The sequence below is a fragment of the Flavobacterium sp. FlaQc-47 genome (assembly GCF_044006475.1).
Taxonomy (GTDB): Bacteria; Bacteroidota; Bacteroidia; order Flavobacteriales; family Flavobacteriaceae; genus Flavobacterium.
The window spans coordinates 176,314-195,631 of sequence record NZ_JBIPCQ010000002.1; the positions used below are offsets into that span (position 1 = coordinate 176,314).

General features: G+C 35.6%; 5 protein-coding genes. 2 read left to right on the forward strand and 3 right to left on the reverse strand.

Translation table 11 applies throughout. The features are described 5' to 3' along the window. Positions 1-572: 572 nt before the first annotated feature. From ACHRVX_RS06825 to ACHRVX_RS06835, 3 genes are all read right to left on the reverse strand, one after another. On the reverse strand, positions 573-4,418 hold the full coding sequence (locus tag ACHRVX_RS06825; RefSeq protein ID WP_395330577.1) for a T9SS sorting signal type C domain-containing protein: 3,846 nt from the start codon (positions 4,416-4,418) through the stop codon (positions 573-575). Between the two features lie 173 nt (positions 4,419-4,591). Beyond that, positions 4,592-9,916, reverse strand: a complete 5,325-nt coding sequence (locus ACHRVX_RS06830; RefSeq protein WP_395330579.1) for a T9SS sorting signal type C domain-containing protein — start codon at positions 9,914-9,916, stop codon at positions 4,592-4,594. 483 nt (positions 9,917-10,399) lie between these two features. Next, the gene (locus tag ACHRVX_RS06835; protein ID WP_395330581.1) at positions 10,400-13,525 is read right to left on the reverse strand and encodes a T9SS sorting signal type C domain-containing protein; all 3,126 of its coding nucleotides are present in this window, start codon (positions 13,523-13,525) and stop codon (positions 10,400-10,402) included. Positions 13,526-13,834: 309 nt separating this feature from the next. Here ACHRVX_RS06835 and ACHRVX_RS06840 point away from each other — a divergent pair, with 309 nt between their 5' ends. Beyond that, positions 13,835-14,296: a regulatory protein RecX gene (locus tag ACHRVX_RS06840; protein ID WP_395330583.1), complete on the forward strand. Its 462-nt coding sequence runs from the start codon at positions 13,835-13,837 to the stop codon at positions 14,294-14,296. 364 nt (positions 14,297-14,660) lie between these two features. Further along, entirely contained in the window at positions 14,661-19,307 is a 4,647-nt protein-coding gene (locus tag ACHRVX_RS06845; RefSeq protein WP_395330585.1) for an Ig-like domain-containing protein, read from the forward strand. Positions 19,308-19,318 lie beyond the last annotated feature (11 nt).

Genomic DNA, 19,318 nt, shown 5'->3' on the forward strand with positions numbered 1-19,318 from the left:
GCGGAGCGATATCTTTTACGTTTCTTATTTTTATATTTCACTCTTATGGGGTTGTAGGTCGTTATCTATAAATTTTCTACAAATATAACGTCCCTCTGGGACTCTAAAAACTCCAGCGGAGTGTTACATTTATAGCCAATTATTCATAGCGCTTATAAGCTCCAGCGGAGCGATATCTTTTACGTTTCTTATTTTTATATTTCACTCTTATGGGGTTGGTTGTATGTCGTTAACTATAAATTTTCTATAAATATTACGTCCCTCTGGGACTCTACGAGCTCCAGCGGAGCGTTATATTACGCAGATCTGAAATAATAAGTTTCAAAACCTTTAAAAAAATAGGCTGAAAGCCTAAAAGCACTAGCGTAGTGCAGCGCACTACGAAATTAATTCAGAATAAAATTAGCATGAAATGATAAAAGAAAATTCCGATTAAGCTTTTCGCCATTACAAGGCTTAAATAAAAATCGTTAACGATTCATATTGCTCTTACCCTGCTAGTGATAGAGTTCAGAGCAATCGGTTTTGAAAAATTACATTTGCACATATTCAATCGATAGCCTTTAGTTTTTCTAAAACACAATCTTTCTCGTCACGATAAAATCAGTTTCTAAAATGACTTTCACTAATACAACCTGATTATTTATTGATACATTTTGAATTTGCAAATCGCAAGCATTTATTTTCTTTTTATTGTAAAGTAGTTTTCCAGTGATGTCAAAAACAGTAACTTCTTTTATGTTTTCTTTTGATGATTTTATGTTGATTACTTTATTTGTAACTGAAACTAAAATTTCGTTTTCGGGATTTTCAAAATCTTTTGTTCCTAACGTTTTATCTGTATATTTTATAAGGAATCGATCTTCAAAAGTTCCTGCGATCGTGGTGAACGTATAATTGCTGCTTTGTAAGTTGTGCGTAATTCCGGTTGTTTTATCTTCAATATAAATGGGTTGATTGCTTATATCACCATCAATGTTATCAATTGATATTGTGAATTCTCCCGCAATTTTTGTTTTATATCCTAACGGAATTATATCATTATCTGTAAAGGGTAAAGCACGTCCCTGAATTACTAGATTTTTATGATCAGTAATACTATAAAAATCTAAATATTGATTTCCATTAAAGGATTCTGCATCATAATCTTCATCGTATGAATTTGTTGCTCCTTGGATATATCCCAGTAAAATTTGCTTGAAAACTCCTTGTTTATTTTCAAAATTTAGCCAGACACGTTGTTTTTCAATTTGGTTGGTATTGTTCAGTTTGGTATTTTTTGCGGGTTTGAAAAAACTTGAATTTTTGTTTTGTATTCGCATACTATTATTAAATTCGGCATTGCCTGAATTTTTGCTTGCCACAAAAAAAGCTTGTCCGGAAGCAATTGTTCCGTCCGGAATAGTTTCATTAACTCCTGCAGAAACCGAACTTCGTGTTCCTACACCGCCCAACAAATTATAAACGGCGTAATCACTTGAAGAATATTCACTAAAATTATAGGGCGTATTATGTGTCCAGAAATAAAGCGCTCCTTTTAAGTTTGCTTTATTGCCCAACAAAAATAAATCAGCATTTAGAGCTGATGGATAAGGATTTCCGATTAGATTATAAGTATCAATTCCTACATCTAAATCAATTTTTCCGTTATTGGGAATTCCTTTAAATGTTGCTTCAAATTGTGAAGGAACGGTTGTAGAAAAGTCTTGTGGTCCGCGAATAATATATCCTTTTCCGGATGTCATCATATTAGAAGAATTTTCATCTTTCCAATCTCCCAATTGATAATCAAACGAAAAATATTTATCCCATAATGTATTGGGAGAAACATCTATTAGTTTTTGATCCTGAACCGGCGATGACCAATAGGTATAATCGAATTTTAAAATGGGGGAAGATTTTCTTTTTACACCTACAATTCCAGTATTTACCATATCATCATCTGACTGATATAAGCTGGCTGAATCTTCTAAAATTAATGTTCCAAGTCCTGAATAATTAAATTCAAGACTTAAAGTATTGGAACTTAAAAGTGTTACGGTTTTCCCGATTTCAACTGAACAGCTACAAACATTTACCGAAGTTAAATTGTGATAATCAGCGTTGAAAGTCAATTCTTTTCCGCCTGACGGTAAACCATTTGACCATGAAATACCATTCCAGGTTGTAGATTCCAGGCAAAGTTTAAGGCGCGCAATTCTATGTTTCGAAAGCCCTGAAACGGAATTAAAATCTCCGCCAATCATTAGTCTGTGATCTGATGTAAAAGCCATTGTATTCAATTTTCCATTTAAATCTGCATTGAAAGCATCATCATATTCTCCTGAATTTTGTAAACGAATCAATCGCAAAGAGGAATGGGTTTTATAAGTTCCTGAAAAAGTACCTCCAACCAAAATTCGATCATCGGGCTGAATTAAAAGACTTAAAACATCACCATTACTAAATCCTGAACCGGAATCAAAAGTAGTATCTAAACTTCCGCCAGGATGTAATCTTAAAATTCGTTTTTGAGAGTTTCCGTTGTAACTTAAAAATGTTCCGCCTATGATTATTTTTTGATCTGATTGTAATGCTATTGTGTAGACAAATTTGTCAAAACCAGTTCCAATATTAAAATCAGAATCAATGCTTCCGTCATAATTCAAGCGAACTAATCGAGAAAAGGATTGACCATTAAAAGTATTAAATCTTCCGCCTACCAGAATTTTCCCATCTGACTGAACCAATATTGCTTCAATAATTGCATCTGCGCCAAGACCTGGATTAAAACCCGGATCACGTATACCATTCTCTAATAACCTTACTATTCTTCCGGCTGGTACATCATTATAAGTTGTAAAATTTCCTGCAACAATTACTTTTTCATCCTGCATCGCTACTGCATAGACCTGAGTTTTAAATCCATTACCAATATTGAATGTATTATCAATAGCTCCATCAGATAAAATCCTGACAATGCGGTTAGAAATAATATCATTGTATTTTGTAAAATTTCCTCCTAAAATGATTTTCCCATCTGATTGCAAAACTGCGGTTTTTATAAGATTATTGGCTCCGGATTGTCCTGAATTAAAGGTTGCATCAGATGAACCATCTTCTAAAAGCCTGACTATTCTTGGTGCAAAAAGGGTATTGAATTTAGTAAAATTGCCAAATACCATTGTCTTTCTGTCTTTTAATGATAGCACTTTATGAACCGCATTATCAAAACCAACTCCGGAAGCTAAATATGATGTATCATGTTCTCCTTTTGCATCAACTTTGGCTAATTTACCTTGATTTTGACCATCAAAAACTAAAAATGAACCTCCGATATACCAAGATCCATCTAGAGCGTTTTCGAAAGCAAAAACAGCTGCAGATGCTGGTCCTGAGCCTATATCGAAATTTGAATTTAGAGTTCCGTTTGAATTTAAAAGAAACATTCGGTTTACTTCATTTCCATTATATAAACCTTTGAAAGATCCTCCAACCATTATATTGCCGAAATTATCTGTTTTAATAACCTGAACAGCATCTGTATTTAAACCAGATCCTGATAAAAAGCTTTGATCCATTGTGGCATCTTTATTAAGTCGGATAATTCTATTTGCAGTGATTCCGTTATAAGCTGTAAATTTTCCGCCTAATATAATTTTCCCGTCGGGCTGTAAAATCATGGCGTTAACATCTTCATTAAAGCCTGAACCACTATTAAAACCAGTATCAATGCTTCCATCCGAAAGTAAACGGGCAATCTTGTTTACAGTAAGTCCATTAAATGAAATAAAATTACCTGAGATTACAATTTTATTATCTGATAAAATTACAACATCTGTAATATTCAAAGCGGCGCCTGATCCCGTATTGAAAGAAGTATCTAAAACTCCGGTTGGTAAAATTCTGGCGATTCTGTTTACTGTAACATTGTTGTATTTAGTAAAACTTCCTACGACTATAATTTTCCCATCAGACTGAGGACAAACTTTGTAGATGATTCCGTTAGTCGCTCCTATCGCGGTATTGAATGTTGTATCCTGTGAACCATCCGGGTTTAACCGAATAAGTCTTCCTGCATTATTGCCATTATAAGAGGTAAAATTTCCTGCAACGATTATTTTTCCATCTGCTTGAATAAGCGAAGTATAGACTTTACCATTAAAACCTGTTCCTAAGTTAAAACTATCATCGATTGATCCGTCCGGATTTAACCTGGTTAAATATGACGTTGGAATTCCGTTGAGATTTAAGTATTCACCACCAACGATAAGTGTATCATCTGATTGTAATGATAAAGTCCGAACTGTTTTGTCGAAACCATCGCCGTTTAATCCGTTATCAAGGGTATTAAAGGTGATGTCTAATTTTCCTTGTTGCGCCTGAACCTCAGCGAATAAACCAAGAAATAGTACTAAAAAAAGTAATTTTCTAATCAAAATAAAGAAGATTGAATTACAGCTATTTATTATAATTGTAAGAATTAACTGCAATTATAGTGTTTTTTATCCATCTTTCCATAATAAGATTAAGTGATAATTTCGATCTTCTCCAAAAAAAAATCCATTCCGCATAACGGAATGGATTTTACAAAATAAGTAGTTTAAATGTTTTACTTGAATATTATTTTTTTAGTTTTTGCCGAATTATTTTCAAGAATAACTTTTACTAATAAAACCTGATTGCTGAATGGTAAATTTTGTAATTGCAATTCTGTTGTTCCCACTTTATTTTTGTCATAAAGAAGTTTTCCGGTTATATCAAAAATAGTAACTTGTTTGATGTTTTCTTTTGTTGAAGTCACTTTGACAACTTTGTCTTTAACTGAAACTATAAGATTATTGTCAGCGTTTTCTACATCTCCAATTCCTAATGTTTTGTTGGTATAACGCAATACGAAACGATCTGTAAAATTCCCTGTCGCAGTTTTAAAAGTGTAATTACCAGCTGTCAAATCGTGTACTTTACCGGTTGTTTTATCTTCAAGATAAATGTTTTGATTGCTTAAACTTCCATCAGTTCCATCTATTGCAATAGTAAAGTCACCTTCAATTGTAGTACGGTATCCTAAAGGAACTGTATCAGCATCTGAAAATGGTAATGCACGTCCCTGAATTACATATTTATTGTCGTTAGCCAAACTATAAAAATCAATGTAATCATTACCATCAAAAGTTAAACCGTCATAATTTTTATCAAATTCATTACTGGCTCCATCAACATAACCCACAAGCAGTTGTTTGAATGCACCGCCGTCATTTGTCATATTTAACCATACACGATTTGCTTCTGTTCCGTTTGATGTTGTTCCCGGTTTAAAGAATTGTGTATTATCTACAGATCCTGAACGCATTGAATTATTAAAAGTCACGGTACCTCCTGATGTTCCGGCACTTGCAAAAAATGATTGACCTGCCGCTATTTTACCAGATGGTATTGCAGCATTATTTCCTGGTATTGAACCACTAATTGCAGCTAAAGTCCCTGTTCCTCCTGTAAGATTATAAACAGCATAATCATTTGAACTGTATAAATATCCAGGTGCAAAAACTACCGGTGTATTATGAGTCCAGAAATAAAGAGTTCCATTTAGAAAAGTATTTGCTGCTAAAAACTTCTTAGCATCTAAAGCTGAAGGATAAGGATTACCAATTAAATAAAACTTATTTGCCGCCAGTGTTTCTCCTGAAAGATCTCCGTTATTTGGAACTCCAATAAAAGAAGCTTCATAATCTGCTTTTACAGTTCTTGAATAAGTTTGCGGACCACGAATAATGTACCCTTTACCAACAGTCATTACTGTACTTGAGTTTGTACCTACCCAATTATCTCCATCAAATCCAAAATACTTATCGAATAAAGTTAAAGGGGAAACACCAAGTAATGTCTGAGGACTTACCGGTGTTGACCAGTATGTAAAATCGGCTACGCGAATTTGTGGCGTTATACGTTTATATGTAATATTACCGGTATTAATAGTAGGACTATCATTTAACTGAAGCAAACCTGAATGGTTTTCAAATACTAAAGATCCTGTCGTAGCTACATTTATTGCATTTGTAACTGTTAAAGTATTATCGCTAAAAACCGATAAAGAAGCATTCGCATTTATTGTAAGTGCCTGCGCAGCACCATTTACTCCAGTTCCTGAAATAATAGGTTTTCTTGTTACATTAGGAATCACTACGCAATCTGCAGCACTAGGAATTCCGCTTGGACTCCAGTTTGTTGCTAAATCCCATCTAGTGCTGGTTGCACCAGTCCATGTTTTAACTGTAGCTGCTATAATATTTACTACTGTTATTGGTGATGTACATCCTGAACTATTTTTAGCCGTAACATTGTAAGACCCTACTGCAAGACCTGCAAATATTCCTGTTGTATTTGTATAGGTTGAGCCGTTAATACTATAAGTTGTTCCGGCTCCTGTTGGCGCTGTAATAGTAATAGTTCCTGTATTTACTGCACATGTTGGCTGAACTGTTGTTACAGTAGGAGCTGTTTGCAAAGGATTTATTGTTACTGTAAAAGTAGTTCCAAAACTAGAACAGTTACCTGCATTTTTAAAACTAATAGTTCCTGTGTAAGTTCCTGCAGCAGTATTAGCAGGTACTGAGATAGAAATTGGGTTAGTAATGGCAATATCAGTAACATTCACAAAAGAATTAGTTGGAGTATTGCTCCATACAATACTATATCTATTTGGAGTTCCTGTCGCAGAAGTATATGCTAATGGCGTAGTTTGAATTGTTGATTTTGTACATACGTCAGTTGCAGCAGCTGCAACAGTTGCAGAAACAGTTGATGTTACGGTAGTTGAAATACAAGTTGTTGTAGTACAACCATTTTTATATCGAACATAATAGGTTGTATTTGCTGTAGGAGTCAAAGTTATACTATCACCTTCTCCTACTAATGTTCCTCCGCAAGAATCTGAAAACCATTGTGCATAACCGCCATTTCCTCCTTTATTTCCTCCACTAACAGTTAGAGTAGTTGGATTCCCGGCACAAATTGAGACCGGAGCTGTTATTGTAGTAGGTGCAACAGGTATTTGATTTACCGGAACAATAACGATTGTTTCGCTAGTGTACATTCCAGAAGTTACAGTTCTTTTATACCAAGTCGTAGTGGTAAGTAAGCCCGGAGTATAATCTCTGACATTATTAACTCCCGGTGCAGCTGTAAAACCTGATGTTGCACCTGTTGTACTTACTGACCATGAAAAAGCATAAGTACCATTCCCGCCTGTAGGATCTGAACCTGTAATTAAACCAGGACTTGTATTATTGCAAATTGGTTCTGTGTAAGTAGCCTGAATACTCAGTCTTTTTACTGTACTGTAACAAGGATCTCCAAAAACAGCATTTGTTGCCGGAATCGTTGCAGTTGTATTTCCAAGAAATGTTGTTGCTATTGTTCGGCTATTAACAGCATCACAAGTTCCCAAAGTAAAAGGTGCGGGTAAACCTGAAGGTAATCCGTAACTTGCAAAATCAACATTTATAAAAACAGTACCATAAGGAGCACTGAAAAGAGGACTAGCATTTTCAGCATACGAATTGGCTACTTTTCCATATATCCCTTTTGCATAAGAAGCGAAATTTTTATCAATTGCCGGATAAGCAGGTGTTCCATTAATTGTAATTCTTCCTGAACCGGTAAAATAAGTGTCATTAGTATTTGCAGCTCCTGAACCTGAAGCTCCCCATGTACTTGATAACGGACCTGAACCATTAAGAGTTAGTGTACCCGCTGTATGTGTTGTGATTGTATTTAGATTTATAACAGCCCCAGAATTAACAACTAAATTATTTGTTATTATTGTATTTCCGGCAAATGTTTTAGTGCCACCAGAAAGTGTTAAGTTACCGTAAGTAACACCTGCAACACTTTGAGTTCCTCCTATAAAACTAATAGTACTTGCTGCACCAGCATTAAAAGTTCCACTGCTCGCAAAGTTCCCGCTTATGTTTAATAAACTTGTTGCACTATTCACTAATGTCAGGGAAGCTGAAGCATTTATAGTTAGATTATTGACAACTGCGGTTATACCCGCCGCAATAGTAGGCATGTTGGGAGTTCCTGTCGGAATAATTACATTCGTTGAATTTGTAGGGACTACGTTTCCACACCAGTTTGAAGCGGTATTCCAATCTGTACTTGTTGCGCCTGTCCAATATCCTGCAGTACAAGCAGCAGTAGATGCATTAAGGATTCCTGAAGCAGTAGTACCAAAATAAGCAGCACTTTTATTAGTAGCAGCAGAAGCTGTACTTCCCCAAGATCCTGCATTCTGACCATTACTACTATATGTTAACGTTTTAGCACTATGTGTAAATGAATTTAAACTAGCTTTTGCACCTGATGCTAATGAAAAATCATTAGAAACCGTTGTGGATTTGCTTAAAGTAACTCCAGCAGTATTTGCGATAGATAGATTATTAACAGTAGCTGGTAATAATGCTCCTGTAACCTGAGCAGACGAACCATTAAAAGTATAATTAGCAAGAGGGCTAAAAGTCGGATTTAAATTTGTCGATGAAACAGATCCATTCAATCCATTCACATTTGCAGTTATAACATTTGCTCCTGAATTTACTGTAACTATAGCAGATCCGGCAACTCCTCCTGATGAAGAAACCTGAAAAGTTCCAAAATCAATCGTTCCTGTATTGTTTACTATAAGATCTCCAGTCCAATCAGCCTGACTAGCCGGATCTGCAGTATTTAGTGTTAGATTAGAAGCTAATTTTAATGTACTTCCTGCATTAACGATGTACTTTGCCCATATAGCAGCACCAGCAGTTGGTATATTAATAGTTTGGGTTCCTGCACCATTAAACGTTATAATTCCATTTTTAACCTGTCCGGTTGTTGTTATTGACGCAGCACCTGCAGTATTACTTAAATTTCCTGCTAAATATATATTAGTAGTTCCTGAAGTTCCTGCATTAAAATCAAGAACACCAGCTGTTTGGGTATAATCGCCTAAAATTGTAAATACAAAACTAGAAGCATTATTTAAAACAAAAGTACCTCCTGATAATCTAAAATCTTTGTTCACAGTGATATTTCCTAAAACTGATTTAGTACCACTCCCTGAAATGATAAGATTATTATAAGGCGACGCCGCAAATACTGATTGATTAGTTCCATCATAATTTACAGTTGATCCCGTTCCGTTTAAATTTAATGTACTTGTTCCCGGTCCGGTTTGAGAAAAAGCAGTTGCGTTAGCAAGCAAAAGAGTACCGGATTGAGCACCACTTGCCATTGAGAAAACAGGATTATTATTGGTGTTTTCATTCACGGCTCTGATTTGACCCGTAATATCAAGAGTACCACTTTCAAGATTGAAAATTGCATTATTAGTATTTGTATTTCTGGTACTATTAAGAGTTATATTCCCAGAAACATTAAAGGTTGTAATATTTGAAATTAAGGTAGTTGTAATTAATACTGTAGGATCACTTGTTGTTAAACCAACAATAACAGAACCAACAGAAAGAGTTCCACCGCCATTAATGGCTATAGTACGAAAACTTGAATTAGAAGAATTTATGGTTATTGCGTTGGTGACTATTAATGTAAAACCTGAGTTTACAGTCAGAGTGCTTGTATTAGTATTAAATACCAATGATTTGCATCTAGCATTTGCAGTTACTGTAATTAAATTACTATTTTCAATAATAACGTCGTCACTAGTCATAGGAATAGCTCCCGCTGAACCGCCGCCAGAAGTAGATGACCATGTATTAACATCATTCCAATTTCCCGATTGTCTTGAAAAGAAAGTCGCAGCATTAGAATATGACACAACAAAAAACATCGCCACACAAAGTAATTTTAAACCTGGAATAAAAGACCTTTCTGAAGAAGAAGAATTAAATTTTAAAAATAAAGAACGAACGAACAAAAGTAATTTTTGAATCATACAGGTATTGGGTTTTATATTTTATTTTTGGAATATTTCTTAAAAAAGCAAAGAGGTGTTTTTTAATAATCTATAATTTTCCATCAACATTATTTTGCCTTTTAATTTCTTAAAATATTTTCCATTCGTTTGAAAGCATTTATTTACAAAATAAATCTTCAAAAAGAAACAGGCAAAAACTAACCCAACTACATCAAAAACACAATCATTTAAATTTCAACACTAAAAAGATTTGTCAATCTTCCTTCAAGAAATTATGCGTCAAATAAAGTGCAAAAAAGAGGGTTTCGCAAGTCTTTTTTTTCAAAAACATGCTTATCCGACAAAATGCAAAAATATCCGATGAAATGCATTTTATTGGTTTTAAAAAAAATGTTTCAGCTAAAAAAACTTACTTTTTGAAAGCTCATTTTTTAATTTTTTGCATAAAAAAATCCATTTATAAATCTATAAATGGATTTTTTTAACTGAAAAGTGAATTATTTAGTAAATTATTTTTTTCGAATGAATATTCTGAGAATCTAAAATCACTTTTACAAGCAGTACCTGATTTTGAACTTTTAAGTTATTAATTACTAAATTATTACCTGAAATATCCGTTTTTTTATAAACTTGTTTACCGGATAAATCATAGATAAAAACGGTGCTTATATTTTCATTTCCGAAGGAATTTATTGTAATTATTTTATCTTTTACAGCAATCAGTAAATCAGTATTTTGAGCGTCATTATCTCCTACTCCTAATGATAAATTGCTATACTTTAATACAAATCGATCATCATATGTTCCTGATCTGGTTGTAAAAGTATAATTGCCTGCACGCAGATCATGAATAACATTTTCGACTTTGTCTTCAAGATAAACAGGATGAGTTTCTAAATCGCCTTCTGCATGATCGATTCCAATTGTAAAATCACCGGTAATTGTACTGCGATATCCCAAAGGAACCACATCTGTATCCTGAAAAGGCAACGCTCTGCCCTGAATAACATAATCATTCTCAGCATCTACACTGTAAAAATCCAGGTACGGATTTGCATTGAAACTTTTACCATCAAATCTGTTTTCGTACTCATTGGTAGCTCCATCAACATATGCCACTAACAATTGTTTGAAAGCGCCGCCTTCATTTGTCATGTTCAGCCAAACACGATGCGCTTCAATTTCTTCCTCTTTTGAATTTTCAGATTTAAAAAACTGATTGTTGTTTGCGCCTCCAATTCTCATTAGATTCGTAAATGCAATAGTTCCGGGAGCATTCGCACTTGCAAAAAAGGATTGACCGGCAGCAATTCTACCCGAAGGAGTATTGTTATTATTTCCGGGAATACTTCCGGTTGGTGCCGGGGCAGTTGCAACTCCGCCACTCAAATTATAGCTTGCATAATCATTTGAATTATATTGATATCCCGGTCCAAAAACGACTGCGGTATTATGGGTCCAAAAATACAGCGTACCATCTAAAAATCCATTTGCTCCAAGGAAAGTTTCGGCTTTTAAAGCGGACGGATATGGATTTCCAACTAAATAAAAATTACCTGTTTGTACTGTTTCCGCAGAGATGTTGCCATTATTTGGAACACCAATAAACGATGCTGTATAATCAGCACCCACAGTAGTCGAATATGTTTGTGGCCCGCGGATGATGTAACCTTTACCAATTACCATACTTGAACTTGCAAGAGTTGGTACCCAAGATGTTCCGTCAAATCCAAAGTATTTATCAGATAAAGTCAAAGGAGAAACATCCACTAATTTCTGCGGATTAACCGGTGTGGACCAGTAGATAAAATCCGCAAGACGGATGTTTGAGGTCGTACGCTTATAAACGATATTACCCACGTTAACGGCATTTGTTGTTTGTAACAAACTTGAATTATTTTGAAATGTTAAAGTTCCTCCGCTATTTGTCAGCGCGTTAGTTAAAGTTAAAGTATCAAAAGCCACAATCGAAACATTAACTCCTGGATTTACTGTACAGCTGCAAGCCGTAATTTCTGTTCCCGAACCCGGAGATGTATAATTTCCTGCAAAAATAATGTTTTGATCAGCAGTTGGTGTACCGTTAGACCAGGATGTGGTATAGGTATTGGTAACCAATCCCGGTACTACGGCATTAGCTGAACTTGCAGATGTACAGGTTCCGTTACTAACAACAAATGTATATGTATTGGCAGATAGTCCTGAAACGGTTGCGGTTGTTCCTGTATATGGTTTTACAATTGCACCCGGATTCATAGTCAAAGTACCACCCGAAGGTAATCCGCTTAAAGCAACTGTACCAGTAGGAACCGTACAAGTAGGAAGTGTTATTGTTCCAATGACCGGAGCTGCCGGTAAAGTATTCACCGTCACAGTTGCAATGCTGGAATTTCCAGAAATACAAGGTCCGTTTTGAACAACGGCTCTAAATTGAGTTGTTTGTGTTAATACTCCTGATGTATATGTTGTAAGTCCGGCAGTACCTGAAATATCTGTCCATACTGTAAAAGGACTTACCGAAGATTGCCAGTTCACTACTGTTCCCATTTGTCCTGACAATAATAATGCTGCACTTGTAAAGCCACTACAAATTGTTGATCCTCCCGCAATTGAACCTCCTGCACTTGCTGCCGAAATTGTTACGTTTGCCACATTTGTCACTGAAATAGTTGAGGAACAAACTCCGGATGCCAATGCAGTAATTGTTATGGCACTAGTTCCTACCGTGGTTAAACCCACAGCGGTAAATGTTCCTGTACCTGCTGTACTTACTGTCATCACTGCTGTTAATCCTGTTAGTGCAGGACTACTGCGATTATAAGTTGCCGTATATGTTCCCACAGGTAAATTAGCTGCGCTACCTGTTACTGTAATTATAGAAGTTCCTACTGTTGCGCACGCATTACTTGCTGCTGCACCTGTCGTGCTGTAGGTTGGGCATGTATAGGTTACTTTTATTTGTCCATTTCCGCCATTTCCGCCTTTATTATTTCCAATACCCAGCAAAACCAAACCGCCGCCGCCGCCGCCGCCCGGTGTAACTCCATTAGCTCCATTACCGGCTAAAGTCGCTCCCGAACCTCCAGCTCCACCGCCTGTAACAGCAGCTGCGCCATTAACACCATTTGCATCATTACCATTTGCAGCGGTTCCGGCACCTCCTCCTGCACCTCCTGAAAATAATAATCCCAGTACAAGACTTCCGTTAGATCCTTTTCCGCCGGAAAAAGTTGTGCCCGCGCCACCTGCACCACCAATTCCTGCAGCACCACCAGTTCCGCTTGTACCTCCAACGCCACCATTAGCTACTACAGTTGAAAAACTGGATGCTGTTCCACTAATACCACTTGCATTAGTTCCTGCAGCTCCGGAGCCAACCACATAACTTATTGAAGAATTTGGAGTTACGGTAATTGTAGCTTTACTATAACCACCGCCACCGCCACCACCCGCAGACGTACTGGTATCATTTCCTCCTCCGGCTCCTCCGGCTCCCCAACATTCGGCTGTTACGGATGTAAGTCCTGCCGCCACTGCAAATGAACCATTGCTTGTAAATGTATTTGTGGTCTGAGACCATGAGAAAATGTAAATAAAAAAGGCAAATAAAGATAGTTTTAGTCTCATAATAGTAGGATTAAAAATTAACGGCTATAATTTATTATGTACTATCTATAGGAAATACTGAAAAAAAAGATTTTTTTTGCGACTTTAAGATTAGTCTGAAATCAGCATTTATTACAAATAAAGTACTGTATCTAAGTTACTGAAATAAAGCGATTTATATTTAAAAAAGTGGTATTTACTTACGAAAATTATAAATACTTGAATTATTTAACTTAGTTTTCCCAAAAAAATACAGTTTTAGTTGTAAATTCTTACTTTTTATATAAAAAAAACAAAATTTTATCATTTTAAAAATAACCGGTTAAAGTCATGACAAATAAAGAAGCTTTGTTAAAATTAGAACACTTTTGCGCCTATCAGGAAAGGTGTCATTCTGAGGTTGTCAATAAATTATACAGCCTCAAAATGACAGCTGACGAAATAGATGCTATTGTGGTTCAGTTAATTGAAAGTAACTTTTTGAATGAAACACGCTTTGCATGCAGTTTCGCCAGAGGAAAACATCGCATAAAACATTGGGGAAGAATCAGGATTACAAATGAGCTTAAAATGAGGCATATTTCACCTTTCAATATCACTATGGCATTGAAAGAAATATCAGCTGAAGAATATGAAACGACTTTCGAACAACTTTCTGAAAGATGCTGGAATGGTATTCAGGAAAAAAATGTGCTCAAAAAGAGAAAAAAATTCTGTGATTATATGTTAAGAAGGGGTTATGAAAGTTTTTTAGTCTACGATAAAGTTACTTTTTTAGAGAAGGAATTTTAACCAATATTTGGACAACAAGAAAAAGCAGAAAACCTCTTAAATTTTCTTACTTTTGAATAACTTGATTTTTAGCATATTTTGCGAAATAATCAACTCAACTCGCTTTTTTTTCAATAAAATTTTGTAAATTCATATTTTCAAGCCTATAATTTACGACTTTTCTTATATTTAAAACTTGATATTTATAGGAAATAGCTTGAATATGCATTTTTCACAATGCAGTTCATCGACTTTATTTAACACTTTATCGATTATATATAAGTTCTAAAAACCTTACTGTTTAGTAACACGTAGATGTGTCTATATTTGTGCGGGCAAATTTTATCCTATGCCAGCATAACAAATTGTATAGAAAACATTTAACATGAAAAAAACTTTACTTTTACTTTTATTTTTACCTTTTTTTGGATTTAGCCAAATTGACCTGGTAAAATGGAATGCCGCTAATGCTAATACTTCAAGCCCAACTTATTCTGCTGCCAATATTACATCACAGGATTTATCAGCAAATAACGGAATTACCATCGCTTATACTTCTTACAGCAGCAGCGATACTTTTTTTCAAACCAGCAGCTGGCCAACTCCGGCGGATAATGGTGGAGAATATAACCCAAGCAAATATATTCAGTTTACAATAAAACCCAATACAGGCTATAAAGCTGATTTAAGCACTTTTACTTTTCAGGTTAGATCCGGTTCAGGAAAATTTAGAGTTAAATATTCTAAAGATGCTTCGTTTGCCACTGGTGTAAAAGATTTAATCTTAGAAACTACGACACCAAGCTCATGGACAACTTACAGCGCAAATTTTTCTGCAGAGATAAACCCGGTATTACCATCTGAAATAGTGTATGTTAGAATCTACTCTTATAGCACTTATAACACTTTTGATGTAAAAACGGGAACCGATACTAATAATATTGTACCTGTCATCAGAGGAACTATAAGTACTTTTGACTCTTCTAAAGTGTTGGCTATTAATGATTACGTAAGCACACTAAAAGAATTAGCAGTAAATATCAATCCGTTAAACAACGACGTGAAAAAAGAAACTGTTACTGCCTTAACAATATCTAATCCGGCTGCATCTGAAGGAACTGCCATAATCAATCCGGATAAAACCATCACTTTTAATCCTGCACAGGGATTTACCGGTACATCTACTTTTAACTATACGATAACAGCACCAACAGGAACTTCTACCGCAAGTATCAAAGTAACAATTTCAAATGCCACAGATGATAATTTATCTCTATGGAATGGTTCCTCATCTAGTTTCAATCCTATTACCAGCACTTATGTAAATTCTAATTCACCGGTAACTTCAACAGGAGCTTCACTTGGTTATGTATACGAAAATACGACAAGTGCCTTTTTTCAAACAGGAAATTGGCCGGATCCATCTCAAAATGGAGGTAATTTAGATCTTAATAAATACATTCAGTTTAAAATTAATCCAGCTGATGCAAATCACCAGTTAAACCTGAAACAATTTAATTTTAGCTATAGAGGATCAACAAACGGTCAACGATTTGAGGTAAGATATTCGAAGGACGTTAATTTTGCAACGGGAGTAAAAGTTTTAGTTCCTCAAACAAATAGTGTCGCATCATGGACAGCAGTAAGCACTACTTTTGCTACAGATATAAATCCTGTTCTTCCTAACGAAACGGTATACATAAGATTTTATGTATCTAACACTTACAATACTTTTGATATATTAAACGGAAATGGTAATAGTGTAGGTCCTGTAATTACAGGAACGGTAAAAGATATTAATACCTTGACGGCAAACAATGATTATGTGACACTTCCGGGAGGTCAGTCTACCGTTATTCCTATTATCACGAATGATATTATAGGTGGTTCTGCACTACAACAAATAACAGTCACACAACCAACAAACGGAACTGTAACTGTTAATGGTACTACAAGTGTAACTTTTACGCCTTCAAGTTCTTTTGCCGGAACAACTTCATTTAATTATACCTTAAGAAACGCAGCTTCAAATTATTCATCTGGAACTGTTGGCGTAACGGCAGCTTGTACTGCAGCTTTAACTGCAGGAACAAATTACTGGAAAGGATATGTTTACAATTATACCGGAAACACTCCAGCTGCCACTACTTATGCAGGTTCTGTAGCTGAAAAAGCTAATTTTGACCGAAACATCGCCGATGGTGTAATTACCGGAGACGCTACTGTTGCAGCAGATGCATTTTGTAGTACAGCACCAAGCGATAAGTTTTTTGTACGCTATTTAATGAAAGCTACTACAACAGCAGAGACTTATAATATTACATTAGGTGCAGATGACGGGGTTAGATTATACATTGACGGAACGTTAGTTAATGTGACTCCAGCAAATTCCTGGAGTGATCATAGTTATGTAGGTTACTCGGCACAATATACTTTTACTGCAGGTACACATGACTTTGTGTTAGAATATTATGAAAATGCAGGCTCATCAAGAGTATCATTTTCATACGGTGCTGTAAAAGGTAATCCAACAGTTTACGGAGATAATAAATGGAATGTTTATGGTTATACTTTAGCAGACATCTCTTTACCAGCTGCAAGTTATGCCGGAACTTATGTAGATAATAACTTAAACATAAACACACAGACATTTTGGGACAGAACTAAATCACCATCTTATACTGCTGGCTGGCAAGGTGCTCCTATGAATATTGATCAATTTGCAATTACATACAAACGTCAGGGTTTTCCTTGTGGACGTTACCAGATACAGTTAGTAAATTGTGATGACATTGGAGAAATTTATATTGATGGCGTAAAGGTTTACACTCAATCAGGATATACCAATGCTTCAGTATTAATAAATAGCGGACAACAATATAGTTTAAACAAAAACTCTAAAATTGACGTACGCCTTAGAGAAGATGCAGGTGATGCTAACCTGGCAATTAATTTTATTGATGTTCCTTTTAGTTATGACGGATCAACTGCTCCCCCGGCAAACTCATCGATCATAATCAACAATAACTATACGCTGACAAATGATTTAGAAGTTTGTTCCTGTACGGTAGCTGCTGGTAAAACACTAACTATTGCAACTGATAAGGTCCTTACAGTAAATGAAAACATTACTGTAAATGCAACTGGCAAAATTGTAGTTCAAAACAGTGGTTCATTAGTACAAACAAATAATAGCTCTACTTATACCGGTAGTACAACTTCGTTTGAAGTTAACAGAAATACAACACCTATTAATCGTTTTGATTATACATATTGGTCTTCTCCGGTAATTAATCAGACTTTATACAATTTATCTCCAAACACTTTATTCGACAAATATTTAGAATATGATGCATCAGCAAATGACTGGAAATATTTAAATGGCGGAAATTATGTTATGCAGCCTGGAAAAGGATATATTATTAGAGGACCACAATCATATGCTGCAATTGGGAATCCACAAATTTATCAGGGAAAATTTATTGGAGTACCAAACAATGGTATCATTACCACTCCGGTTACAAACAAGGCTGGTAATGCAACGACAACAAATTTATTAGGTAATCCATATCCATCGGCTTTAAATGCAGATCAGTTTTACGCAGATAATAGTGGTGTAATTAAAGGAACTTTTTACCTGTGGACGCATTCAATCACACCGGTTCCTAATGCAAACGGTCAATTTGTTTATAGCGATTCAAGCTATATCTCGTACAACGCAACTGGTTCAACCGGAGCAGGAGATTTTACAAATTGTCCTACTTGTGGAGGTAATAAACTTACCGGAAACATTGCTTCAGGACAAGGATTTTTTGTAGAAGCAAAAACAACAGGAAATGTTGTCTTTAATAATGCATTAAGAGTAAAAACAACAGCAAGTAATAATCAGTTTTCAAAAACGGCAAAAACTGTAGTAGAGAAAAACAGAGTTTGGCTGAATCTTAAAAATAATGACGGCGCATACAACGAAATGCTTTTAGGGTATATCACCGGAGCAACAAATGAATTAGATGACGCTTACGATGGAGATTCTTATGCATCCGGAACAGCATTGTATTCAATATTAGGCGAAAATAATTTAGTTATTCAAGGACGTGCTTTACCATTTGAAGAACAAAAAGAAATAATTCCGTTAGGATATATTGCAAGTTCAGCTACAGAATATACAATTGGTATTGAAAGTGTAGACGGGTTATTTAGCAGTAAAAATGTTTATTTATTAGACAAAACCAATAATGTAGTAACCAATTTATCTGAATCAAGATATACTTTTGCAACTGAACCGGGAACGTTTAATGATCGTTTTGTCCTTTCATTTTACAAAAAAGCTACTATAGCGCCTAACGAAGAGCCAAAACCTGCAGATCCGGTAACAACTGAACCTTCGACTCCGGTAGTAACCGAGCCTGAAACTCCTGTAGTAACTCAACCGGAAACTCCTGTAGCAACGCAACCGGAAACTCCCGTAGCAACGCAGCCGGAAACTCCTGTAGCAACGCAACCGGAAACTCCTGTAGCAACGCAACCTGAGAATCATGTAGCAACTCAACCGGAAACTCCCGTAGCAACGCAGCCGGAAACGCCTGTAGCAACACAACCGGAAACTCCTGGAGCAACGCAGCCTGAGAATCCTGTTGCAGCTCAACCGGAAACGCCTGTAGTAACACCTGAAAATCCTGTGGCAACGCAACCGGAATCTCCAGTAGTGACTCAGCCTGAGAGTCCTGTAACAACAACGCCGGGTGGAAATCCAACTCCTGAAAATCCAACGCTGGAAGTTCCAGGTATACCGGAAATTACCAAAAAGGAAATCATCATTTATCAGTCAAATAATCAAATCATGATTGAATCTGATCTTTTAAATATTGAATCTGTTTATGTTTACGATGTTTTAGGCCGAAATATTTTTAATAAAGAAAATGTACATACAACATCTTATTCAACGGATCAATTATCGATTCAGCATCAGGTGATAATTGTAAAAGTCAGGACAGAAGACAACAAAATAATTACCAAGAAAGTAATTTTCTAATAACAAAAAAC

What these genes read in the sequence shown, in the direction of transcription:
- ACHRVX_RS06830 (WP_395330579.1), bottom strand. Translation starts at nt 9,916, where the DNA reads ATGATTCAAAAATTACTTTTGTTCGTTCGTTCTTTATTTTTAAAATTT.
- ACHRVX_RS06835 (WP_395330581.1), bottom strand. Translation starts at nt 13,525, where the DNA reads ATGAGACTAAAACTATCTTTATTTGCCTTTTTTATTTACATTTTCTCA.
- ACHRVX_RS06840 (WP_395330583.1), top strand. Translation starts at nt 13,835, where the DNA reads ATGACAAATAAAGAAGCTTTGTTAAAATTAGAACACTTTTGCGCCTAT.
- ACHRVX_RS06845 (WP_395330585.1), top strand. Translation starts at nt 14,661, where the DNA reads ATGAAAAAAACTTTACTTTTACTTTTATTTTTACCTTTTTTTGGATTT.